General features: G+C 52.7%; 17 protein-coding genes. 14 read left to right on the plus strand and 3 right to left on the minus strand.

Translation table 11 applies throughout. The features are described from left to right. Positions 1-4: 4 nt before the first annotated feature. Positions 5-1237, minus strand: coding sequence for an ROK family transcriptional regulator (locus tag ACFFJP_RS05185; RefSeq protein ID WP_377241146.1), 1233 nt, complete (start codon positions 1235-1237; stop codon positions 5-7). A gap of 183 nt (positions 1238-1420) precedes the next feature. Here ACFFJP_RS05185 and ACFFJP_RS05190 point away from each other — a divergent pair, with 183 nt between their 5' ends. The 6 genes from ACFFJP_RS05190 to ACFFJP_RS05215 all read left to right on the plus strand — a co-directional run bounded on the left by ACFFJP_RS05190 (position 1421) and on the right by ACFFJP_RS05215 (position 10937). After that, the gene (locus tag ACFFJP_RS05190) at positions 1421-2500 is read left to right on the plus strand and encodes a substrate-binding domain-containing protein (protein ID WP_377241148.1); all 1080 of its coding nucleotides are present in this window, start codon (positions 1421-1423) and stop codon (positions 2498-2500) included. Then, positions 2497-3462: an ABC transporter permease gene (locus ACFFJP_RS05195; RefSeq protein ID WP_377241150.1), complete on the plus strand. Its 966-nt coding sequence runs from the start codon at positions 2497-2499 to the stop codon at positions 3460-3462. Before ACFFJP_RS05190 ends, ACFFJP_RS05195 begins: the two co-directional genes overlap by 4 nt. Next, positions 3455-4228, plus strand: a complete 774-nt coding sequence (locus ACFFJP_RS05200) for an ATP-binding cassette domain-containing protein (protein WP_377241152.1) — start codon at positions 3455-3457, stop codon at positions 4226-4228. The genes ACFFJP_RS05195 and ACFFJP_RS05200 overlap by 8 nt, the downstream gene beginning before the upstream one ends. 9 nt (positions 4229-4237) lie before the next feature. Next, positions 4238-5869 carry a glycoside hydrolase family 3 protein gene (locus ACFFJP_RS05205; protein ID WP_377241154.1) on the plus strand — a complete coding sequence of 544 codons (1632 nt, stop codon included), beginning with the start codon at positions 4238-4240 and terminating at the stop codon, positions 5867-5869. A 207-nt stretch (positions 5870-6076) separates the two neighbouring features. Beyond that, positions 6077-8596 carry a TonB-dependent receptor gene (locus ACFFJP_RS05210; RefSeq protein WP_377241156.1) on the plus strand — a complete coding sequence of 840 codons (2520 nt, stop codon included), beginning with the start codon at positions 6077-6079 and terminating at the stop codon, positions 8594-8596. A gap of 139 nt (positions 8597-8735) precedes the next feature. After that, positions 8736-10937, plus strand: a complete 2202-nt coding sequence (locus ACFFJP_RS05215) for a carbohydrate-binding protein (RefSeq protein WP_377241158.1) — start codon at positions 8736-8738, stop codon at positions 10935-10937. Between the two features lie 216 nt (positions 10938-11153). Here the strand turns inward: ACFFJP_RS05215 and luxS are convergent, their stop codons facing one another. Further along, positions 11154-11660, minus strand: coding sequence for an S-ribosylhomocysteine lyase (gene luxS / locus ACFFJP_RS05220; protein ID WP_377241160.1), 507 nt, complete (start codon positions 11658-11660; stop codon positions 11154-11156). 252 nt (positions 11661-11912) lie between these two features. On the opposite strand from luxS, the gene dnaK reads away from it, so the two are divergent. The 3 genes from dnaK to ACFFJP_RS05235 all read left to right on the plus strand — a co-directional run bounded on the left by dnaK (position 11913) and on the right by ACFFJP_RS05235 (position 15971). Beyond that, a complete protein-coding gene (gene dnaK / locus ACFFJP_RS05225) occupies positions 11913-13814 on the plus strand; it encodes a molecular chaperone DnaK (protein ID WP_377241162.1) in 1902 nt (633 codons plus the stop codon). Between the two features lie 117 nt (positions 13815-13931). Then, positions 13932-15074, plus strand: coding sequence for a molecular chaperone DnaJ (gene dnaJ, locus ACFFJP_RS05230; RefSeq protein WP_377241164.1), 1143 nt, complete (start codon positions 13932-13934; stop codon positions 15072-15074). A 90-nt stretch (positions 15075-15164) separates the two neighbouring features. Beyond that, entirely contained in the window at positions 15165-15971 is an 807-nt protein-coding gene (locus ACFFJP_RS05235) for a M48 family metallopeptidase (protein WP_377241166.1), read from the plus strand. Between the two features lie 62 nt (positions 15972-16033). Here the strand turns inward: ACFFJP_RS05235 and ACFFJP_RS05240 are convergent, their stop codons facing one another. Continuing rightward, a complete protein-coding gene (locus ACFFJP_RS05240) occupies positions 16034-17344 on the minus strand; it encodes a Na+/H+ antiporter NhaC family protein (RefSeq protein WP_377241168.1) in 1311 nt (436 codons plus the stop codon). A 265-nt stretch (positions 17345-17609) separates the two neighbouring features. Here ACFFJP_RS05240 and ACFFJP_RS05245 point away from each other — a divergent pair, with 265 nt between their 5' ends. From ACFFJP_RS05245 to carA, 5 genes are all read left to right on the plus strand, one after another. Next, a complete protein-coding gene (locus ACFFJP_RS05245; protein WP_377241170.1) occupies positions 17610-18764 on the plus strand; it encodes an iron-containing alcohol dehydrogenase in 1155 nt (384 codons plus the stop codon). 108 nt (positions 18765-18872) lie between these two features. Continuing rightward, positions 18873-19802 (plus strand): nucleotidyltransferase family protein, encoded by a 930-nt coding sequence (locus ACFFJP_RS05250; protein ID WP_377241172.1) that lies wholly within the window; start codon positions 18873-18875, stop codon positions 19800-19802. Beyond that, complete coding sequence (locus tag ACFFJP_RS05255) at positions 19792-20877, plus strand: phosphotransferase enzyme family protein (protein WP_377241174.1); 1086 nt, start codon at positions 19792-19794, stop codon at positions 20875-20877. Before ACFFJP_RS05250 ends, ACFFJP_RS05255 begins: the two co-directional genes overlap by 11 nt. Positions 20878-21239: 362 nt before the next feature. Next, complete coding sequence (gene dapB / locus ACFFJP_RS05260; RefSeq protein ID WP_377241176.1) at positions 21240-22049, plus strand: 4-hydroxy-tetrahydrodipicolinate reductase; 810 nt, start codon at positions 21240-21242, stop codon at positions 22047-22049. Positions 22050-22246: 197 nt separating this feature from the next. After that, complete coding sequence (gene carA, locus ACFFJP_RS05265; RefSeq protein WP_377241178.1) at positions 22247-23377, plus strand: glutamine-hydrolyzing carbamoyl-phosphate synthase small subunit; 1131 nt, start codon at positions 22247-22249, stop codon at positions 23375-23377. Positions 23378-23379 lie beyond the last annotated feature (2 nt).

A 23379-nucleotide genomic window follows, 5' to 3' on the forward strand; every position in this document is an offset into this window, starting at 1 on the left:
GGGTTTACTGTTCGTCCTCAGCTGCGTCCACACTATCCAGGCAAAATAACAATTGTTGGCGTGCGTCCAGCTGCGACTGCGGTGGCAACTGCACTTGCCGGGCTTGATCCGGTCGTAGTGCAGCATGCAGCGGCAGCGCTGTCAGACCCTGCATCGCCACTTGTTCAACCTGCGGCGTTTTAATCAGCCTTGGTACGTCACGCGCCCCATATTGCGCGATCGATGGAATGAAAGGTCGCAATTTGCTGATCAGTTTATCGAGAAACCATGTGCTGACTTCACCACCAATAATTATGGTCTGGCAGTTAAACAAGGTTTCCAAGGTATGGATCGCCACCCGCATCGGCTCGGTCGCACGGTCAAACCAAAGGTTCAGTTTGTCCGCCTGTGCGGCGAGACGATCAAAGCCGTCCGCGGAGTCAAGCTGCAGTCCCGGCAATTTTTTATCGACAAATTGCTGCAATGATCGCACTGACGCAAAATCATTCAGCCGGCCAAAATCACCATTGCTGTGATCTTGATCCGGCGTGACAAAAATCTCACCCAAAGCACCTGTTAAGCCATGTTGTCCCTGCAATAACCGCCGCTCAAATACAATCGCCGTATCAATTTGCTGGCCCAGATGGATATAACAAAAGCTATGCAGCTGGCGCGCCTCACCATGCAACAGTTGCCAGGCTGCACAGGCCGCCGCCGTATGAGCGGCACAGACCGGCAGTTGCAAAGCCGTTGCCAGCTGTTGTTGCAGCAGCAGTAGTTCCTGATGGCGTTGTTCCGGCTCACTAATTGAGGCTGACACTATGGTCAGACCGGCACCCAGCAGCTGGCTGTGGTTATGCGCCGATTGTTGCAAAAACAGCGTTGTGAACTGACTGATTTGACTGATCAGGCTGACATCGTTTTGCCTGGGCTGCGTCTGATGCTGTAATAACTGACCGGTTAAATCGCTTAAAGCCAATTCAACCCGCGTCGGCCAGATCCGAATGCCAAGACTGAACAAACCCGGGCCGTTCAGCATCAGCATTGTTGACGGTTTACCAACGCCAACTTTCAACTGACCTGTCTCAATGATCAACTGATGCGCGATGAGCTCATCAACCAGATTGGTAATGGTCTGTTTGGTTAATGCGGTGGCCCGCGCGAGGTCTGCACGTGACAACGGGCCTTGGGTGGCTACTTGTGACAGCACCAGCCGAAGATTTAACGATTTGTTTTGTTTAGAGTTAGAGCCTTTCATGCAAGGGCCTTGTCTGGCGTTTGTGCACGAACTACGTGCCAGGAGATCGACCGTCATTCTTGACCTGAAGCGTTGTCAAACGCAAACAATTTGTCAGCTTAAAGTTATTAGTAAAAATGATTGACTTATAAGTGCTGGTTGGAATATAACCAATCTATCAAAGTTGTGAATAAAAGGTGTCAAGTGAAACCAAAAAAACTGCAGTGGCGACAAGTAGCACTGTTGTGCCTGTTGCCAGTCCTCAGCACGCCGGTCAGTGCAGCGACGCCTGCGCTGGATTTAACCACGGCGGCCCGCGCCGAGCAGGTGATCCTGACGCCGGCTCAGCAGCAACAACTTAAAACGACGAAGCGACGGGCTGCACTGGTCTGGCACGGCTCCAGCGCCTGGATCAATGCGGTTACTGCTGGTGCCCGCACAGAATTTGCGGCCGCCGGCGTCGACGTAGTCGCAGTGACGGATGCCAATTTTGATCCGGCCCGACAAGTGGCAGACATTGAAAATGTCACGACGATGCGCCCTGATTTTATTCTGACGTTGGCGATTGATCCATCCAGCGTCAAAAACAGCCTGCAACGGGCGGTGAAGCAAGGCGCAAAACTGGTGCTGCTCAGTAATCCTATTGCCGGTTTCCAGCATCCGGCTGACTACACAGGCATTGTGACGGATGACATGCTGGGCATGGGCCGTCGCGCAGCATCCGTGCTGGCGGAATACAGCAACAAGCCGGTTAAGGTCGGGATGATTTTTCATGATGCCGACTATTTCATTACCAATACGCGTGACCGTGCTTTCACCGACGCACTAAAAGCCCATCCACAGTTACAGCTGGTCGCCCGGAAAGGGTTTGTTCGCGAGCAGGAAACCAGTGACGTGGCGGCAGCATTGCTGCTGCAACATCCGGAACTCGAGCTGATTTATGTGTCATGGGACAGCGCCGCCGAAGGCGTATTGGAAGCACTGCGAGCGGCCGGTCGCAAGGATATCCGTGTGGTCACGCATGACTTAGGGGTCAACAATCTGTTGGATTTGGCACGAGGCGGCAACATGCTGGCAACGATCGCTGACCAACCTTACCTGATTGGCCAGACCATGGCCAAAGTGGCGTTATTGGCCGAGCTGCAACAGCCAACACCGGCCCTGACGCTGGTGCCATTTGACACCGTGCATCGTCACAACATCAGTGAAGGCTGGTTACGGGCCTTTCACAGCCCGCTGCCAGCGGTAATACAACCTTTCATCGCAACGGAGAATAGCCGATGACCACTCAGACCCAGGCGACGATGCTGAAGCAGCTGCTACTGCGCCGCGACGCATACATCTATTACATCTTTCTGATTGTACTGAGTTTTTTTGCTGTGCTGCTACACGACACTGCATTTTTAAGCCTCGACAATTTACTCAATATTGTCCGTCAAACCACACCGGTAACCGTAATGGCGGTGGCGTTGTGCTTTGCCCTGGCGGTAGGGCACATCGATTTGTCGATCGGCGCCGTGGTGGCGGTCAGCGCATTGGTCGCTGCTTTACTATTGCCACAATATGGTGTCTTGGTGGCGACTGCTGCGGCACTGGGGCTTGGCGCAGCGGTTGGTTTTATCAACGGCCTGCTGACCGAAAAATTGCAGGTGTCGAGCTTGCTGATCACGCTCGGTACCATGAGTGTGCTGGCCGGCGTAGCGCGGCAGCTGACTGGCATGGAATCGGTGCCGGTGTTGCATGATGGCTTTATTTTCTGGTTTGGCGGCGGCGAGTTGTTGGGTATTCCGACCTTATTGTTGTGGACCGTGGCGATGGCATTGCTGGGCTATTTGTTGCTGAACAAACTGCGTTTTGGCCGGCATTTACTGGCGGTGGGTGGGCAGCCGCAGGCAGCCCGCGCTATGGGCATTGCACTGCAACGGCTGCGGGTGCAGGCGCTGATGATTTCTGCCACAGGTGCGGCGCTCGCCGGGTTGTTGTACGCGGGCCGGCTGCAGGGGGCGCGTTATACGCTGGGTGAGGCTGATTTACTGACGGTGATCGCAGCGGTAGCGATTGGTGGCACCAGTCTGTTTGGCGGCCGGGTTTGTATTCTAGGCGCCGTGCTCGGCTCCTGGTTGATGGGGATGATCAATAACGGCCTGATCCTGTCTGGCTTTTCCACCAACGAACAAATGGTGGCGCGTGGCGTGATCCTGATTGTGGCGGTGGCCATTGGCGTGCGGGAGGTGAAACATGGTTAGGAATGCATTGGGGCAGGTCGCCTTAGAGATCCGGCATCTCGGTAAATCTTTTGGCGCGGTCCAGGCGTTAAAAGACGTCAGCTTTTCGATTCAAAAAGGCGAAGTGGTGGCGCTGCTTGGCGACAATGGTGCCGGCAAAACCACACTGGTACGTTGTCTGGCCGGTATTCATCAGCCAGATCGTGGCGACATGCTGTTTAACGGTCAGCCGGTACAACTGGATAATCCACAGCAGGCGCGCGCCCTTGGCATTGAAACGGTGTTTCAGGATCTGGCGATGGTGCCGGAGTTTGATATCGCTGCCAACCTGTATTTAAACCGGGAGATTTTAAGCAAAAACCCGTTGCTGCGGGCTATCGGCTGGCTGGACAAAGCGGCGATGGCGCGGCAGGCACGAAAATCGTTGCACCGGTTGAATAGCCGAATGCCGGATTTTAGCGCGCGGGTGCAAAGCCTGTCCGGTGGTCAGCGTCAGGCAATAGCCATCGCCCGCGCTGTCAACTGGGGCGCTGATCTGGTGATCATGGATGAGCCAACCGCCGCACTGGGGGTTGAGCAAAGTGCACAAGTGAACGAGTTGATCCGGTTGATTAGCTCGCAGGGCGTGGCGGTGCTGTTAATCAGCCACAACATGCAGCATGTGCTGGAAACCTGCGACCGGGCCGTGGTGTTGTATCAGGGCTGTTCGGTGGCTGATGTTGCGCTCGGTGACGTGACCAAAGAGCACTTAGTTGCACTCATTACCGGCGCGGCTAAGGCCGCTTGAGGAGTAAGCATGAAGCATCGGATCCGGCAGCTGATTGACAGTTTGCCTCTTGAACATAAAGTCGGTCAGCTGTTTATGCTGGCGTTTGCCGGGCCAGATTTGGCTTATGCCCGCCAGTTGGTCGAGCAGTATCAGATCGGTGGGTTTTATCTGACCGACGACAATGCCGCCGACCCACAGCAGGCGGCAGCGCTTAATCTGGAGCTGCAAAAGCTGGCGGCGCTGCGCAGTGTCGATGCGCCGCTGATTTTGGGCGTTGATCAGGAGGGCGCCTGGAGTGTGCTGACAAAATATACCGACACCGGCCCCGGTAATCTGGCGCTTGGCGTGGTTGATGATATCAAGCTGACCGCGCGACAATACCAAAGTATGGCGCTACAGATGCAGGCACTTGGTTACAACACCGTGCTGGCGCCTTGTGTTGATGTGAACAGCAACCCGGATAATCCCATCATCGGCCAGCGTTCGTTTGGCGCCGAGCCGGCGTTGGTATCACGCCATAGCAGTGCAGCGGTGACGGCAATTTTGCAAACCGGCATGCTGGCTTGTGCAAAACATTTCCCGGGGCATGGCGATACGGCCACTGACAGCCACAATGGCCTGCCGGTGGTGGATTTGGCGCTGACCGAATTGCTCGATACGCATTTGCAGCCTTTTGTGGCGGCGATTGAGGCTGGTGTGCCGTTACTGATGACCAGCCATATCTGTTATCCACAGCTGGACGCTGAGTTTCCCGCCACCTTATCACCGTTGATTTTGACCCAGCTGCTACGGCAGCAACTGGGGTTTGATGGCGTGATCCTGACCGACAGCATGAACATGGGCGCGATGCGCCGCCATTATGGCCCGGTGGAGGCCGCGGTACAGGCGCTGCGCGCTGGTGCTGACATGATTATGTTAAGCGAAGAACACTATGAAAACGCCGTCACGGACTATCAGGCGCTGCAACGTCAGACCATCGAGGGCGTGATTGCGGCAGTACGAAGTGGCGAGCTGGCGCCTAGCGTGATTGATGCCGCATTGCAGCGGGTGCTGTTGCTGCGTTATCAGCTGGCGGAGCCCAAAATCCGGCCATTGCCGGATGGTGCGGTGGTTGCAGCAGAAGCGGCCCGCCGCGCCTGTCTGGTGCTGCGTGATCAGGCTGGGATGCTGCCGCTGCAGCAGCCATTTTATCTGGCCTGCATGGCCGATCCGGCCGAATATGCGCAGATCTGCAATAGCCGCGGAATTGGTCCGAACGACGCGGTACCCGCCAGCAGCGTGGTGCAGGAAGCGTTACTACAGGCAGGTGCTCAAGTCGAAGTGCTGAGCTGGCCAGTGCTGGCCGGTTGGCTGGAACGTGGTCTGCGTCCGGAACTGCCATTACTGCTGCTGAGTGAAGACTATCCGTTACCGGGTAGCCGGCTCAATCTGCCGCGTCAGCGCGAGCGAGTACAGCAATGTCTGCAAGCCTGGGGTGGGCAAGTGCTGCTGCTGGCGCTGCGATCTGACACTGAACTGAGCGCTTATCCACAGCTGCAAACTTATCTGTGCAGCTATTCCAGCCGGCGTTGCAGTGCGTTGGCAGCCACCGCTATGTTATTGGGCCAGTCTGTTGAAGCAAAGGCAGACCCACAGTTAGAACCAGTGACAAACTTGTAAATAAAACGCAATTTATTTTAATGAAATAAATAGTCAAAACAATTGACAAATAATTAGTAAAGCAAATAGACTAAAATTTGAGCAGCAAAGGTAAGGCAATAATGTTGCAGTTCTGATGTCGGGAAGCATTCGGGCTGCGTAGTAACTTGTTGATATTGCTAGCGCTGTAACTGTCCAAAATCAAAAATAATACACGGGGAACTACAGATGAACGGCAAAATGACTTACCTGGGCTGTTGCGTGGCCGCTGCGTTGTTCAGCAGTACCGTTGCAGCGCAAAGTAACGAAAATGTAAAAGTAGAAGATGGCAAAATTGAGCGGATCTCGGTCACCGCCAGTAAACGCAAAACCTATCTGATGGAAACGCCGGGCGCGATCACGGCAATTAGCCAGGATCAGCTGACCCGCGGCGGCATCAAAGAATTACGTGAACTGACCACCAGCATTCCAAATACTCAGTTTGTCGTCTCCGGCACCGATTCCGGTATTCAGGCATCGATTCGCGGAGTGCGCTCCGGCAACAATACTGAAATTGGCGACCCTGCAGTCGGCGTGCATATCGATGGTATTTATTCACCACGGCCACAAGGCGCGTTGGCGCTGTTGTATGACGTGTCACAGGTTGAAGTATTGCGCGGTCCGCAAGGTACCTTATTTGGCCGCAACTCTACCGGCGGCTCGATTAACGTGATCCCGAATAAAGCGGACACCGCAGATTCTTACAGCAGTGTGGTGCTTGGTTACGGCAATTATGCGCATAAACAACTGCGCGGCCTGACCAACATCGCGGTGAATGATCGCTTTGCGCTGCGTTTTGCATTGATGGCGGACCGCCGTGACGGGTACATCCAACAGGATTATGACGTACGGGATATCAACAGACCGGACATCAAAGATCCGTTTACCGGTAAACCTATGGTGGCCGATGGCCGGCCGGACACCGACCAGCGCGAAAACCGCCGAGTTGGCAAAGAAGACTATTACAGCAATGCCGACAAACAGGCGGTGCGGGCTTTGGCACGTTGGGTACCAACCGACAAACTGACCTGGGATCTGACGCTGGAACACTTTGCTGATAAAAGTGCCGGTGAGTTGTTTTTAAAAGACTGTAAGCAGGCCAAAGGCACCGTCGATCAATGTACGCAGCAACAGTTCTACGCCAACATTAACGTGCCTGGCGATATGGACATGACCATCGATACCACCCGTTCGCATTTGAACTGGTTAATCAATGATCTGTGGAGCGCCGACTACCGTTTCAGCGTGGCCGATCAGGAACGTTATCAGTTGTTCGACGAAGACGCCGGTTTTGCCGCTGCACCAAGTCGTGCCAAGCTCGACAGCTTCAGTCATCCGTTGTTGTTTGACCGTTATGCCCGCACTGATGCGCAGTTTAAGTCGACTATCCACGAACTGCAGTTCACCTATTCCAGCAACGATCTGAAGTTTGTCACCGGTGTGTTCTCGATGCGCGAGAAAAACAAAATCAAATTTGATGTCGAGCTGGTGCACGGCCTGCGCCATTCCGCGCTTGGCTATCACCCGGCAGCATTTTCTTATCCGCAGGACGATCGGCGTGCCAACGCAGATGCCGTTTTTGGCCAGTTTGATTATCAGCTGACCGACAAACAGCAGGTGACTTTTGGTTATCGCCAGACCCGTGACGAGAAAATCGATAACGGCGGCGTCGGTTATGAGCTGGTGTTCAGCGACAAATACTACAACGGCAAATATGACCCTAAGAAAAACGGCAGTATTCAGGGCGACAGTCTGACCAAAGAAATGGGCACATACCCGCCACTTGGCCAGGTGCTAACCGCCGGCCGGCGCACTTACGCCAGTGAAGACTGGAAAAAAGGCACGTGGAAACTGGGCACCGATTATCGCCTTGATAACAACGACTTGTTATACGCCTTTGCTGCGACCGGGTTTAAAGCCGGTGGTTTCTTTGAAGACTTCGACATCTGTGACTGTGGCCAGTACTCCAACCTGCCATATGGGCCGGAAGAAGTGCTGAACTACGAGGCCGGTTACAAAGGCAGTTTGCTGGACGGCAAGATGAACCTGTCGGCGGCACTGTTCTACAGCGACTACACCGACATGCAGGTTACCAACAATCAGAAGGTCGGCACCCGGCCGGATGGCAGTGAAAAGACTCACAACGTCACCACCAATATTGGCGAAGCCTCGCTCAAAGGTTTGGAACTGGAGCTGGATTACATTCCTTGGGTCGGCGGTCGCCTGACCGGTTATGTCGCTTGGTTGAATGCCCGGGTCGAAGACATCCCGTTTGAAGATGCCTATTACTGCAGCGAGCGCTTGGAATATGGCCAGAAGCCTTGTGCCGGCAAAGTCGACATCAGCGGCAATAGCCTGCCGTATTCACCGGATTGGTCCACCAGTCTGACACTGAAACATACGCTGGAACTGACGCAGGGTTATGCGCTTGAACCACAGGTCACCGCGCACTGGCAAAGCAAAATGTACACCTCGCTGAATAACTACGACGGCGCGCATTTATCGGATGCTCAGGACGCCTACTGGAAAGTAGACGCCAGCGTGCGGTTATTGCCGGCGCAGGGTAACTGGTGGCTGGAAGCCTACGGCAGCAATCTGACCGATGAAGTGGTGCGCAATGCCAACTACTTCCAGTTCCGCGACGGTTTTATCCGTTCTACTTACAACCCGCCACGGATGTACGGCGTGCGGTTTGGTTACGACTTCTGACAAGGATAGTTGACGGGCTGATACCGGAAGTTTTGTGCTGCCGGTATCCCTTCACAGCTTTGCGTCCTGAGCCGGGCCCGGGCTCAGGGTATTACGCGATGGCTTTCGCCAACCTTCTTATTAAACGCAGGAGTTTTCGATGCCTATTTCATTTAAAAAGCGGCCGTTAAACCGGTTGTTCGCCCTCTGTTGTTTGGGTTTAAGTTCGCAGGCGCTGGCCGCGCAGGGTAGTTTCCAGCAATTTCTCGATACGATGCGCGCTTTTGAATCGGGTATTGACCCAGCCAAAGCAGCGTTTTACCGGCAGAATCTGGACCAGCCGGTATACAACTATGCCAAAGTGACAGCGCCGGGACAGATCATCCGTGACCCGGTCACAGGCTCGATGATTTCTGAAGCCACCACTATCCGTGAATTTTTCCAGAAACTGGGCGTCGCCTCTTTCTACAGCGAATTTCCGGCTAATGAAGCGGCGATGTTCCGCACCATGCAATACAACTCGCTAAATGCCTGGGGCTTTATTGGTTACCAGCTCGGTGAAGCTGTGCTGATATCTGCCGGTTATTACAGCCCAAAACAAGTCACCACCGGCAATGAGACTCTCGATAGCTTCTACATTTTTATGCCAGACAGCACTTGGGCCAATGGCGTAAAACAGGCGCGGTCTGAAATTCCTGGTTCTGGCGGTAACTTTATCCTGGCGACTGATACCAACCGCTGGCAGGGTAGTTTTGTCGGTAAAAACGGCGTGAGCAGCTTTGCCGACTTAAAAGTACCTGATAAGCAAGAAGTGGTGATCCGCGACGTGATGCGGTTTAACTATGGCGTGATGACGGAACTGCTGACCAAAGCCAATATGACCTGGGCGCAAGCTTTAGCGAAAAGTTGGCCGGGTAAAGATGAAGCCGGCAATAACATCACCATTCAGGCGACGATGTCGGGTCTGCTGGCGGCTGCACATTTGCGTGGCGCCTGGGGCACTGCTGATTTACTGATCAAAAACCAGCAAAGCTGTGACGAGCTGGGCACTTGTATCACCACTTATATTCATAAGTTTGGTGGTTTTGATACCATTTTTGATACGCCGGCCAATGACCAAATCAGCGGCAGCCCGTACAACGAAGTGCTGGCGGCTGGCTGGGGCAATGACGTGGTGCAGACTGGTGGTGGCAAAGACCTCATTCAACTGAATCAAAGTGCCAATGGCCGGACTTTAGTGAAAAGCTTTACCGTCGGTGATGACCGCGTGGTGCTGCGCGGCTGGTCGGTGGCCAATCCGCTGGGGAATCTGATTGTGACCCAAGGTGTACAAGGTGCTGAACTGAGTTTTGCCGGTCAGACGCTGGTACTGGAAAATGTTACAGTCGCGCAAGTGCAGGCGAATGTTGGGGCCGTGATCCAGGCCGGGCAGATTTATCCTTTGGCCTGGAGTGGCAAATCTGTCGTGAACAACTTTAATCCGCAAGCCGACCAGATCCGCGGCACCGCCGGTATCGACTTTAAACATCTCAAGGCATTCCAGGACAATGGCAGTCTGTTTGTCGGCACTCAGGCCGCAGACGGTGGTATTTATTCCTGGATTGAACTCAAAGGCGTCAATCGCAGTCAGGTCAGCCCAGAGATGTTTGTTGACGTGACTGGCAGCTACAACCGTTTAGGTTTTACCGTATTGCTGACCAATACCAGTTGGAGCTGGGGCCAGACCAAAACGGTCGACTATTTTAAAGCGGCAGATACGACGCTGAATCTCAGTGCTTTCCCTTATACCTTCAGCACGCTGAAGCTGACGCAAGACGGCACGACGACTGTGGTCAGTCTGGTTGGCAGTCAGAGTCAGGGCGATACCAAGACGCTGCGTTTATTGAATACCAAAGTTAAAGATTTAACCGCAGCAAATTTCTACGGCCTTAAAGGTGGCAGCTTCAGTGATGTGACTATTGATGATCCGTCTAACGCGATTTATCACACCATCAATGCCAGCGTTAGCGGTAGTGGCGGCGTGATTTCACCAAGCGGTGCAGTGCAGGTGCGCGATAACAGCAATCAGCTGTTTACTATCACGCCGAATGCTGGCTTTAAGGTGAAATCTATTTTGCTCAATGGCGTAGCCCAGCCAGTCAGCAACAGCCTGACGCTGAATCAGGTCAAAGCCAATGGCACTTTGGTAGTCAGTTTTGAGGCGGGCAGCAGTTGTACTACGCCAGTCTGGGAAGCGACCAAAGTCTATGTCGGTGGGAATAAGGTCAGCTATCAGGGCTTTATTTATACCGCGCGCTGGTGGACACAGGGCAATACGCCTGGCACCAACGAAGTCTGGACCAAAGGTGCAGCCTGTCAGTGATGCTGTGATGAGTGCGATGTAACTTCGGCCGGCATCCTGTCCGGCGGGAGCTATTGCCAACCGGCCCAGCAACGGGCCGGTTTTTTTATATACAGGTAACCGGTACGCGGTACCCGGAGCTTTTCGGCGATGTCCAGAAAGGAACACTTACACCTTTGGTGCGGCCATAAAAAAACGCCACGGCAGTGGCGTTTTATTCGAAGACCAGACTGGCATTTAGTGCTGTAAAAACTCTGGCGCCAGTGTCAGTTCTTCGTTGCGGTTGACACCGACACCGCGGTCAATCACGTTTTGCGCGATTTGTTTGGCCTCGATCAGTGAATGCATCTCGTAAGTGCCACATTGGTAAACATTCAGTTCCGGGATCTTGTTCTGGTCCTGCACCTGAAGTACGTCGTTCATTGCGGCCTGCCAGGCTTTGGCAACGCGTGCTTCGTCCGGCGTGCCAATCAGGCTCATATAAAAGCCAGTGCGACAGCCCATTGGCGAGATGTCGATGATTTCGACGCCCTGACCATTTAAGTGGTCACGCATAAAACCGGCAAATAAATGTTCCAGTGTATGAATGCCTCTTTCCGACAGAATTTCCTGATTTGGCACGCAAAAACGCAAGTCAAATACCGTGATGTCGTCGCCTTTTGGGGTGGTCATTTTTTTCGCCACGCGCACGGCAGGGGCCTTCATGATGGTGTGGTCAACGGTAAAGCTGTCGAGTAATGGCATTGAAAGTATCTCCATAAAAGCAAGTTGGCCGATTATAGCGGCGCAGTCTGACCTTGGGTACGAAAATTCCGTCATCTCAGACTGGCGGACCGTGACAAATCACTGAAGTTCCCGGCTTTAGCCGTGTTTTTATCCCGTTAAACGCAGAAAAGTGAAAAATTTTATTGGAATAACCTTGAATGCATTGGGGGTTAACCCCATTAAATGGTCAACAACAATGAAATTGTTCCAAATTATAGAGCGGAGTAAATTATGGGCAGAATTATTGGTATTGACTTAGGTACAACAAACAGCTGTGTGGCTATTCTGGACGGCGATCAACCTCGGGTGATCGAAAACGCTGAAGGCACGCGCACCACACCATCCATTATTGCTTATGCCGAAGATGGTGAAGTACTGGTCGGTCAGCCGGCAAAACGTCAGGCCGTCACGAACCCGAAAAATACTTTGTTTGCGATCAAACGTCTGATCGGCCGTCGTTTCGAAGACGCCGAAGTTCAGCGTGACATCAAAATCATGCCGTACCAAATTGTCCGTGCCGACAATGGTGACGCTTGGGTTGAAGTGAAAGGCAAAAAATTAGCAGCACCGCAAATTTCTGCAGAAGTGCTGAAAAAGATGAAGAAAACTGCTGAAGATTATCTGGGCGAGCCAGTGACTGAAGCGGTGATCACAGTTCCAGCTTACTTCAATGATGCACAGCGTCAGGCGACCAAAGACGCCGGCCGTATCGCTGGTCTGGAAGTTAAACGCATTATCAACGAGCCAACTGCTGCGGCGCTGGCTTACGGTATGGACAAGAAAAAAGGCGACACCAAAATTGCGGTGTACGACTTAGGTGGCGGTACTTTCGATATCTCGATTATTGAAATCGATGATGTTGATGGCGAGCAAACCTTTGAAGTACTGTCGACCAACGGTGACACGCATTTAGGTGGTGAAGATTTCGACTCACGTCTGATCAACTACCTGGTAGACGAGTTCAAGAAAGAACAAGGCATTGACCTGCGGAACGACCCGCTGGCAATGCAGCGTCTGAAAGAATCTGCTGAAAAAGCCAAAATCGAGCTGTCTTCAGCCTCTCAGACAGAAGTCAATCTGCCGTACATCACTGCGGATGCCACAGGTCCAAAACACCTGAACATCAAAGTGACACGCGCCAAACTGGAAGCGCTGGTGGACGATTTAATTACTCGTACTATTGAGCCGCTGAAACAAGCATTAAAAGATGCTGATCTGTCAGTCAGTGATATCAACGATATCATTCTGGTGGGCGGTCAGACGCGGATGCCAAAAGTACAGGAAGCTGTGACGGCTTTCTTCGGCAAAGAGCCACGTAAAGACGTCAACCCGGATGAAGCAGTGGCGGTAGGCGCGGCTATCCAGGGCGCGGTACTGTCGGGTGACGTGACTGACGTATTACTGCTGGACGTGACACCACTGTCACTGGGTATCGAGACCATGGGCAGCGTGATGACAGCGCTGATTGAGAAAAACACCACGATCCCGACCAAGAAGTCACAAACTTTCTCAACGGCAGAAGACAATCAGTCTGCAGTGACCATCCATGTTCTGCAGGGTGAGCGCAAGCAAGCGTCAGCGAACAAATCGCTGGGTCAGTTTAACTTAGAAGGCATTCGTGCTGGTCGCCGTGGCGAGCCACAAATCGAAGTGACTTTTGACCTGGATGCTGACGGTATCCTGCACGTATCGGCGAAAGACAAAGACACCGGTAAAGAACAGAAGATTACGATCAAGTCTTCTTCAGGTCTGACCGATGACGAAATTCAACGCATGGTACGCGACGCCGAGCTGAACGCCGAAGAAGATAAGAAGTTTGAAGAGTTGGTACAGACGCGCAACCAGGCTGATGCACTGGTGCACGCGACCCGTAAACAGGTCGAAGAAGCAGGTGCCAACCTTGCGACCAACGACAAACAAGAAATTGAAGCTGCGATCAGTGCGCTGGAAAGCGTGATCAAAGGCAGCGACAAAGCTGAAATTGAAGCCAAAACTCAGGCGCTGGTGCAAGCCGCGCAAAAACTGCAGGCAGCTGCGCAACAACACAACCCGGGCGCTGAGGCAGCTAATGCCAAAAACGCCAACGACGATGTGGTGGACGCTGAGTTTGAAGAAGTGAAAGACAACAAGTAAGCGTTGTCTTAGGAAGGCTGAAGCTTTAAGCTGCGGTTTTCCGGATTTTTATAGTAAAAGCGACCGCCCCGGCGGTCGCTTGTTTATCCGCTGACCCTGAATAGTTGAAGCAGCATTATGTCAAAGCGTGATTATTACGAAGTGTTAGGCGTCAGCAAAGGCGCCGATGAAAAAGAAATCAAAAAGGCTTATAAGCGCCTGGCGATGAAATATCACCCTGATCGCACGCAGGGTGATAAAGCTATGGAAGAGAAATTTAAAGAAGTTCAGGAAGCCTATGAGATCCTGAATGACGACCAGAAACGCGCGGCTTATGATCAATACGGTCATGCCGGTGTTGATCCAAACCGCGGCGCCGGTGGTTTTGGTGGCGGTAACGGTGACTTTGGCGATATTTTTGGTGACGTGTTTGGCGACATCTTCGGCGGCGGTCGGCGGGGTGGTGGCGGTGGACAGCGTGCACAACGCGGTTCGGATTTACGCTACAACCTGGAGCTGAGTCTGGAAGAAGCGGTCAAAGGCAAAGAGCTGGAAATCAAAGTGCCGACTCTGGTGGCTTGTGATACTTGTGATGGTTCAGGCGCGAAAAAAGGCACTTCAGCCAAGACTTGCGGCACTTGTCAGGGCCATGGTCAGGTCACGATGCGGCAGGGCTTTTTTGCCGTGCAGCAAACCTGTCCGACCTGTAACGGTCGTGGCAAAATTATTCCGGAACCGTGCCCGAAATGTCATGGTGATGGCCGTATCGAAAAGAGCAAACTGCTGAAAGTGAAGATCCCGGCAGGTGTAGATACCGGCGATCGCATCCGTTTAACCGGTGAAGGTGAAGCGGGCATGCATGGCGCACCAGCGGGTGATTTGTATGTGCAGGTGCACGTCAAAGACCACCCGATCTTTGTCCGGGACGGTAACAATCTGGCCTGCGAAGTGCCGATCAGTTTCTCTATTGCTGCCCTTGGTGGCGAAATTGATGTACCGACCTTAGATGGACGCGTCAAACTGAAGATCCCATCCGAGACCCAGACCGAGAAGATGTTCCGCTTACGTGGCAAAGGCGTGCAGTCGGTGCGTGGCGGCGGTGTCGGTGATTTGGTCTGTAAGGTAGTAGTGGAAACGCCGGTCAATTTGTCAGAAAAGCAAAAAGACCTGCTGCGTCAGCTCGATGAAAGCTGGGGCGGGGACGGTGAAGCGACCCATAGACCCAAATCGAAAGGCTTCTTCGATGGTGTGAAGAAGTTTTTTGATGATTTAACCGGTTAAGCTTCAGGCTCTTAAATACCGCCAGCATTGCTGGCGGTGTTGTTTGTAAGGCCAGAGAATATTTTAGTTTTTTTACGAACAGGATTTCTGATGAAAAAACCATTCACGCTGGGTATGGCTGCTTTAATCATGCTGGGGCTGAGCTCCTGTGCTGAATCGCCAACCGGCCGGCCACAACTGATGTTATTTGATCAAACCCAGGTCAACAAAATGGGCATTCAGACATTTGAAGATCTGAAAGCAAAAACGCCGGTCAGCAAAGACAAAAAAACCAATCAGTATGTGCAGTGCGTGGCGAAGCAAGTGCTCAGAGTCACGCCGGCGAAATACCAGCAAAACCCTTGGGAAATCGTGGTATTTGACAGCGATCAGGTCAACGCCTTTGCACTGCCGGGTGGCAAAATCGGCGTGTATACCGGCTTGCTGCTGGTTGCCGAAAATCAGCATCAACTGGCAGCGGTCATTGGCCACGAAATTGCGCACGTGATGTCAGGTCACTCGAATGAACGCCTGTCCAGTAATCAGGCGGTGCAGACCACACTGGGCGTTGCTGATGTGGCGTTAAGTGCGATGGATACCCGCTTTAAAACCGAACTGTCGACTGCATTTGGCTTGGGGGCGCAAGTTGGCGTGATCCTGCCATTTAGTCGGGTGCATGAATCGGAAGCCGATTTGATAGGCCTCGATCTGATGGCCAAAGCTGGGTTTAAACCGGAAGAATCAGTCAAGCTGTGGCAAAACATGGCAAAACAAGGCAGTGGCGGCACGCCGCAGATTTTATCCAGCCACCCGGTACCGGAAAACCGGATTAAAGCGCTGCAAAAGAATATGCCAAAGGCTGATGCTGAATATCAGCAACGTAAAGCCACTGGCGGCCTGCCAGCCTGCAATAAATAGCGCTGTTTGGCCCATAAAAAATCCCGCTGTTGCGGGATTTTTTTATGCCATTTCGCACAGTATCAGCGGCCGCGCGCCGGCCGCAGCAAGATCACGCCAAGTGCAACGACTAACAAAATCAGGCAATAGTAACTCTGAGTCACCACATCCCACGGCGACAAGCTAAAGCTGGCGCCCAGTAACAGCGCCTGAGCACCATAAGGTACCAGTCCCTGACTGATACAAGAGAAGATATCCAGCAAGCTGGCACTGCGTCTTGGGCTGATGTCGTGATGCTCAGCCAAATCACGGCTGACATCTGCGGCCAGAACTATCGCCACTGTGTTATTGGCGATGCAGAGGTTACTGATAAAAACCAGTGCCGCAATGGCTAGCTGCTGCGCCTTATTGCCGGCAAGTGTCAGCCTTTTCGCCAGTCCGTCAATCAAACCAGCGATCCAGGCCAAACCGCCCTGTGCCTTAACAAATTCGCCTAAGGCACCAACAAACATCGACAGCAGGAAAATTTCCTGCATGCTGCCAAAGCCTTTAAATATATCTTTGCCGAGGTTTGCCACCGCGTAGTCGGCAAATAGCACTCCTTGCAGCGCGGCCAATACAATACCAAGGAGCAGCACGGCAAACACGTTCATCCCGGCGATCGCCAGCACCAAAATGGCAGCATACGGCAGCACACCGGTCCAGCTGAACGCTTTGGCTTCAATCACCTGATCTGTAGTGGCCAAGCCGGCAAATAACAACACGGTCAGCACCGCCGCTGGCGCAGCAATCTTCAGGTTTTCGCGGAATTTGTCTTTCATCTCCGCACCCTGAGTACGGGTTGCCGCAATGGTGGTATCAGAGATAATCGACAGATTGTCGCCAAACATGGCGCCGCTTAGCAATGCACCGGCCATCAATGCCGGTTCAATCTGGGCTTGCTGTGACAGGCCCACTGCGATAGGCGCCAAGGCGCCAATGGTGCCCATCGACGTACCCATCGCGGTCGCGACTACAGCCGAAATGATAAACAGGCCCGGTAAGATCAGACTGGGTGGTACCAGACTCAGACCTGCGTTGACCACCGCATCGACACCGCCGGTGGCCTGCGCCACAGTGGCAAAAGCGCCTGCTAGCAAGTAGATAATACACATGGTGATGATATTGCTGTTGCCGGCACCTTTGACCAGCAGGTCAATGGATTCGGTCAGCGGCGCCCGGTGTAACCATACTGCCAGCACTAACGCCGGCAGGATCGCCACTGGTCCCGGCAGTTGATAAAACGCATAGGCTACGCCCTGACTTTGCAGGTACAGGCCAGTGCCTAAAAATAACACTACAAACAGCAACAACGGCAATAACGACCGTTTGGCGCCGACAGCAGATCCGGACATAGTGAACCTCGGTATAAATGCAGCCGTCTATTTAGCGACGTGCATTCTTAGTTAAATTAGTGTTTTTTGTTATTTTAATAATCTGGCGGAATATAAGGACGTCCAGATGTCCTGTCAATATGAAATCGGACTTGCTTATATCGATGTTTTACCGCAATTTGCGGCAAATGCCGAATGTTTTGCCTTGAAATACACCATTTTGCGACCATATCTGTCTGACTGAACTGCAGTTTCCTGTGTTTTCACCCTTCACCCGGAGCCCGTTATGCTGAATTTTACCTTCCAGAATCCGACCCGCATTGTGTTTGGCGAAGGCCAAATCAAAGCGCTGCGCCAGTTGATCCCCTCGGGTGCCCGGGTGTTAATGACTTATGGCGGTGGCTCGATCAAACACAATGGTGTGTATGATCAGGTCAAATCTGCGCTGACGGACGTGGTGTTGTTTGAGTTTGGTGGCATTGAACCAAATCCAAGTTATGAAACGCTGAGCAAGGCAGTGGAAATGGTCCATGCACAGCAAATTGACTTTCTGCTGGCGGTCGGTGGCGGCAGCGTGGTCGATGGCACCAAATATATCGCGGCGGCCGCACGATATGACGGCGAAGGCTGGGACATTCTGAGCAAACAAGCAAAACTGAAAGACGCAGTGGCAATGGGTTGTGTACTGACTTTGCCGGCGACAGGGTCGGAAAGTAACGGGTTCGCCGTGATCACGAAACAGGCGACGCAGCAAAAATTATCCTTTGGCAGTCCGCTGGTTTATCCACAGTTTGCTGTACTGGACCCAACGGTGACCTATTCACTGCCGGCAAAACAGCTGGCGAATGGTGTTGTTGATGCCTATATCCATGTGATGGAACAGTACCTGACCTATCCGGTAGGGGCCGCAGTGCAAGATCGGTTTGCTGAAGGTCTGCTGCTGACGTTACTCGAATTTGGGCCAAAAGCGGTCCAGGCACCACAGGATTACAATATCCGCTCAAATCTGATGTGGAGCGCGACGATGGCGCTGAATGGTTTGATTGGCGTGGGTGTGCCGCAGGACTGGTCGACTCATATGATTGGGCACCAGTTGACTGCATTGTATGGCCTTGATCATGCTCAGACGCTGGCCATTGTATTACCGGCGGTGATGCAACAACAGCGTGAACAAAAACGTGACAAGTTGCTGCAGTATGGCCGCAGGGTATTTGGTTTAGAGCATAACGACGAAGAGCGGTTGATTGACGAAGCGATCAGCCATACCCGGGCGTTCTTCGAGCAAATGGGCGTGCCGACGCGGTTGGCGGATTACGGTATCACAGCCGAAGCCAAAGCGGCGGTCGTGGCGAAGTTGGCCGAATTAAAAGCAGATCGGCTTGGCGAGCACGGCGACATCACACCGGATGTTGTGCAGCAGATCCTGCAGCGAGCCTTGTGAGGCAGGTCTGACAACGTAAAACCACCATGTTGTGGTAAAGTGTTGTTTAATTGTTAATAGGCGCCGGCATTGCCGGCGCTGCTGTTGAAGAAATACCGGAGACAAGGAATGACTGCGCAAGTCTCGTTATTAATCCTCGCTGGTGGCATGGGCAGTCGGTTTGGCGGCGACAAGCAACTGGCGACTGTTGGTCAGACTGGCCGGCCTTTATTGTATTTCAGTGTGATGGATGCCTATCAGGCGGGTGTGCGCCATTTAGTGCTGGTGATCCGGCATAATCTACAGGCCGCATTTGCAGAGCAGGTATTGCCCACCTTTCCGGCCGATTTACAGGTTGATTTGGTGGTACAGCAGCTGGATGATCTGCCGTCAGGTGTCAGCGCTGATGTGGCCAGCCGTAGCAAACCCTGGGGCACCGCACATGCGGTCTGGTCTGCGCATCGGGTGCTGAATCAGCCATTTATTGTGATCAATGCTGACGATTATTACGGTGCCGCAGCGATGCGGTTGCTGGTGCGGCATTTTGCGCAAACCACAGCTGACTGGGCGATGGTAGCTTATCCGCTGGCGCTGACATTGTCAGAGCACGGCGGCGTCAATCGTGGTTGCTGTGACGTCAGGGACGGTCGTTTATTTCAAGTGGAAGAGTGGACCGAGATTAAAGCAGATGCACAAGGGCGCCTCACGGGGATGAATAGCGATGGGCTGCGCAGCGGTTTGTCAGCGCAGCAGTTGGTGTCGATGAATATTTGGGGATTTACACCGGCACTGTTAACGCGACTTACGCAGCAACTGCAGCTGTTCTTTTTGGCAGGGCCGGGCGAGAAAACAGAGTCCTATCTGCCGTATGCGGTGGACCAGGCGCTTCGGCAAGGCCAGCCGCTTGATGTCTATGTGTCGGATGAAGCCTGGCACGGCATTACTTATCCGGCCGATCTGGCGGCTCTTGGCAGTTTTTTTGACAATAAAATGCAATCCAGCACAATAGATGTTTTGGCAGAAGATGCCGCTCAATCAGGTAGTTGTTATGTCCGTTGAATCCGCCGCCGTTGCGGCTATGCCTTTATTGCCGGCTGATGTGCTGGCCGCTTATCAGTTTACGCCCGAAGCCACAGTGCGGCTGTTTGGTAATGGCCATATTAATCGGACTTATCTGATTGAAAATTCGATACAAAAGCTAATTTTACAGCAAATCAATACGCAGATTTTTCCAGCACCGCAGCAACTGGTCGACAACGCGCTGCGTATCGAGCAACACTTAACAGTGAAACAGCAACAGGGTTTGTATCCGCTGCAAATCTTGCGGCAGCAAGCGAGACAGGATGGTCATTATCTAAGTGGCGAGCAGGCAGATTTACGCGCTTTAGCTTTTATAGACGGCGGGCGCAGTATTGAAGTGGTTGAGACGCCGGCTCAGGCGTTCGCCGCTGCACTGACCTTTGGTCAGTTTGCCGCCGCGCTGGCAGATTTCCCGGCCGATGAGCTGCACACCGTGATCGCTGATTTTCATAATCTTGGTTTCCGGTTTTGTCAGCTCGATGACGCTATTGCTGCTAACAAAGCGGGCCGACTGGTTGATTGTCAGGAACTGGTGAATTATTGCCAGTCTCAGCGTGCGCTGGTGACCGAGCTGGAGCAGCTCTGTGCAGATTTGCCGCGCCGGGTTTGTCACAATGACACCAAAATCAATAACATGCTGTATTCAGATGCAGAGGGCCGTGGCATTGCAGCCATTGACCTGGACACCTGTATGCCGGGGTATTGGTTGTTTGATTTTGGCGATATGGTACGTACTTGCTGTTCTCCAGAACCGGAAGATTCATTAAATCCAGCTGCTGTGCGGATCCGTCCGGAGATTTTTACCGCGCTGGCGCAAGGCTATTTGCAGGGGCTCGCAGGCATCATCACTGCGGCCGAGCGACAAAGTTTGTGGCTGGGTGCCAAAGTCATGTGTTTGATGATTGGCATCCGTTTTTTGACTGACCATTTAAATGGCGACTGCTATTTCGCTGTGCACAGACCGAATCACAACCTGCAGCGGGCAGAAAACCAGCTGCGTCTCTATCTGGATTTGCTGGCGCAGCAGGACCAATTGCAGCCATTACTAAAATAATTTGCTGTTTCTGGTTGCTCCTTACAACTAAACAGCCGCACCCACCGACAGAGTGAGTGTTGTTGTCTGACTTGCGCACCCTCCGGGGTGCGTTTTTTTATTTACGGCGCTACGGTATATCGAAAATGCAGCGACTTGGTGCTCAAAGCAAATTTCGGCGATGCACTGCAGGTCAGTGATGATGCGAGACCTTTGTCCGGCCACTCCACTGGGTTTACCCCGAGAAAAGCGCTGTCTCATCATCCTCAGCGCCGGTGATGCTGCAAATTTGATTAGAGCTACCGGCAATTTTTTGCTTTAATAGGCCACTTTTTTAAATATGGCGGTCTGGACTGCCATTTTGGCAAAACAGGAACTTACCGATGACTTCAATTGGCATCTTTGGTGCAAATGGCCGGATGGGCCGTGCTTTGGTGACAGTGGCAAAAGAGCAACAGCTGCCGCTGACCGCAGCGACGGTGCGCGCAGGCTCTGATCTTGCTGGTACCGATGCCGGCGAACTGGCTGGTTGCGGCAAGTTACAGCTGCCATTAACCGAAACCAGCCTGGCCGAAGTCGAGAAAGCCGATATATGGGTCGACTTCACGATGCCGGAAGCCATGCTGGCACATCTGCAGCTGGCGGTGGCGGCAAAAAAAGCTATGGTGATTGGCGTCACTGGGCTCACCGATACGCAATATGCTGAAGTGCAGGCTGCCAGCCGGATCATTCCCATCGTCTGGGCGCCAAATATGAGTGTTGGCGTCAATTTGCTATTGCATCTGGTACAAACCGCGGCACGGGTGATGGGACAGACTGCCGACATCGAAATCATTGAAGCACACCATCGTTTTAAAAAAGATGCGCCCAGTGGCACGGCGTTAGCCATTGGCAACAGCATTGCCAAAGCCATTGGCCGTGATTTAAGCCAATGTGCTGTTTATGGCCGCGAAGGCATTACCGGCGAGCGCGATCAGCAGACTATTGGTTTTGCCACAGTGCGTGGTGGTGACATCATTGGCGACCATACTGCACTCTTTGCTGACCTCGGCGAACGCCTCGAAATCAGTCATAAAGCATCCAACCGCAACACTTTTGCCCAGGGTGCATTGCGTGCAGCCTTGTGGTTGAAAAATCAACAGGTCGGACTTTATTCTATGCAGCAAGTGCTGGGTTTGGCAGACTTAACATAGATTTTTGCCGTTTTTAACGCATTTTGTCAGTTAAGTCGTTATTTTCGCAAAATACCAAAATATAATTAGACCAAAGAGCGCAAATGACCTAGAATAAGCAGGTTTGCCTAGGCAGAACTGAGTACACAATTTCTGGGTCAAAACGGGTGGTAAAACAGCAGCATTTTACGCCCGTTTTTTGCTGTTTGGAGGTTATCTTGACTAAGTCCGCCCTGCTCGTACTGGAAGACGGCACCGTATTTCGTGGTACAGCCATTGGCGCTGAAGGTGTGTCGGTTGGTGAAGTAGTGTTTAATACTTCGATGACCGGGTATCAGGAGATCCTGACCGACCCTTCGTATGCAGAACAAATGGTCACTTTGACCTATCCCCACATTGGTAATACCGGCACCAATGATGAAGACGAAGAATCCGGCAGAGTCTGGGCCAAGGGCCTGATCATTCGCGACCTTCCTCTGCTTGCTTCTAATTTCCGTAATCAACGTTCCCTTAGTCAATACCTCAAAGATCACAACGTCCTCGGTATCGCCGACATTGACACGCGTAAACTGACCCGCATTCTGCGTGAAAAAGGCGCCCAGAATGGTTGCCTGATGGCAGGTGATATCGACGAAGCCAAAGCGCTGGAACTAGCCCGCAGTTTCCCGGGGTTGTCCGGCATGGATCTGGCCAAAGAAGTCACAGTCAAAGCGCCATATAGCTTTAGCGAAGGTAGCTGGGAACTGGGGCTTGGTCATAAAAAAGCACCAGAGTCAGTCTTTCACGTCGTTGCCTACGATTTCGGTGTGAAACGCAATATTTTACGTATGTTGGTTGACCGTGGCTGTCGCCTGACGATAGTGCCGGCGCAAACGCCTGCTGCTGAAGTCCTGGCATTAAATCCTGACGGTATCTTCCTGTCGAACGGTCCTGGCGACCCTGCGCCTTGTACTTATGCAATTGAGGCGATTAAGACTTTCCTTGAAACCGACATTCCGGTGTTTGGTATCTGTCTGGGCCACCAGTTACTGGCATTGGCCAGCGGTGCCAAAACGCTGAAAATGAAGTTTGGCCATCACGGTGGTAATCACCCGGTGCAAAACCTCGACAGTAAAAAAGTATTAATCACGGCGCAGAACCACGGTTTCGCTGTTGATGAAGCGACGTTGCCTGCTACGTTGCGTGCGACGCACAAGTCACTGTTTGATGGCTCGCTGCAAGGCATTCATCGCACGGACAAACCGGCATTCAGTTTCCAGGGACACCCTGAAGCGAGCCCGGGTCCGCATGAAGCCAGTGAATTGTTTGATCACTTTATCGCACTGATGCAACAGCGTAACGCCAAATAAGC

The organism is Rheinheimera tilapiae, assembly GCF_042432165.1.
Taxonomy (GTDB): domain Bacteria; phylum Pseudomonadota; class Gammaproteobacteria; order Enterobacterales; family Alteromonadaceae; genus Pararheinheimera; species Pararheinheimera tilapiae.

Excerpts from the sequence above, each read along its gene's own strand:
- ACFFJP_RS05185 (WP_377241146.1), bottom strand. The coding sequence starts at position 1,237 with ATGAAAGGCTCTAACTCTAAACAAAACAAATCGTTAAATCTTCGGCTG.
- ACFFJP_RS05195 (WP_377241150.1), top strand. The coding sequence starts at position 2,497 with ATGACCACTCAGACCCAGGCGACGATGCTGAAGCAGCTGCTACTGCGC.
- ACFFJP_RS05200 (WP_377241152.1), top strand. The coding sequence starts at position 3,455 with ATGGTTAGGAATGCATTGGGGCAGGTCGCCTTAGAGATCCGGCATCTC.
- ACFFJP_RS05205 (WP_377241154.1), top strand. The coding sequence starts at position 4,238 with ATGAAGCATCGGATCCGGCAGCTGATTGACAGTTTGCCTCTTGAACAT.
- ACFFJP_RS05210 (WP_377241156.1), top strand. The coding sequence starts at position 6,077 with ATGAACGGCAAAATGACTTACCTGGGCTGTTGCGTGGCCGCTGCGTTG.
- ACFFJP_RS05215 (WP_377241158.1), top strand. The coding sequence starts at position 8,736 with ATGCCTATTTCATTTAAAAAGCGGCCGTTAAACCGGTTGTTCGCCCTC.
- luxS (WP_377241160.1), bottom strand. The coding sequence starts at position 11,660 with ATGCCATTACTCGACAGCTTTACCGTTGACCACACCATCATGAAGGCC.
- dnaK (WP_377241162.1), top strand. The coding sequence starts at position 11,913 with ATGGGCAGAATTATTGGTATTGACTTAGGTACAACAAACAGCTGTGTG.
- dnaJ (WP_377241164.1), top strand. The coding sequence starts at position 13,932 with ATGTCAAAGCGTGATTATTACGAAGTGTTAGGCGTCAGCAAAGGCGCC.
- ACFFJP_RS05235 (WP_377241166.1), top strand. The coding sequence starts at position 15,165 with ATGAAAAAACCATTCACGCTGGGTATGGCTGCTTTAATCATGCTGGGG.
- ACFFJP_RS05240 (WP_377241168.1), bottom strand. The coding sequence starts at position 17,344 with ATGTCCGGATCTGCTGTCGGCGCCAAACGGTCGTTATTGCCGTTGTTG.
- ACFFJP_RS05245 (WP_377241170.1), top strand. The coding sequence starts at position 17,610 with ATGCTGAATTTTACCTTCCAGAATCCGACCCGCATTGTGTTTGGCGAA.
- ACFFJP_RS05250 (WP_377241172.1), top strand. The coding sequence starts at position 18,873 with ATGACTGCGCAAGTCTCGTTATTAATCCTCGCTGGTGGCATGGGCAGT.
- ACFFJP_RS05255 (WP_377241174.1), top strand. The coding sequence starts at position 19,792 with ATGTCCGTTGAATCCGCCGCCGTTGCGGCTATGCCTTTATTGCCGGCT.
- dapB (WP_377241176.1), top strand. The coding sequence starts at position 21,240 with ATGACTTCAATTGGCATCTTTGGTGCAAATGGCCGGATGGGCCGTGCT.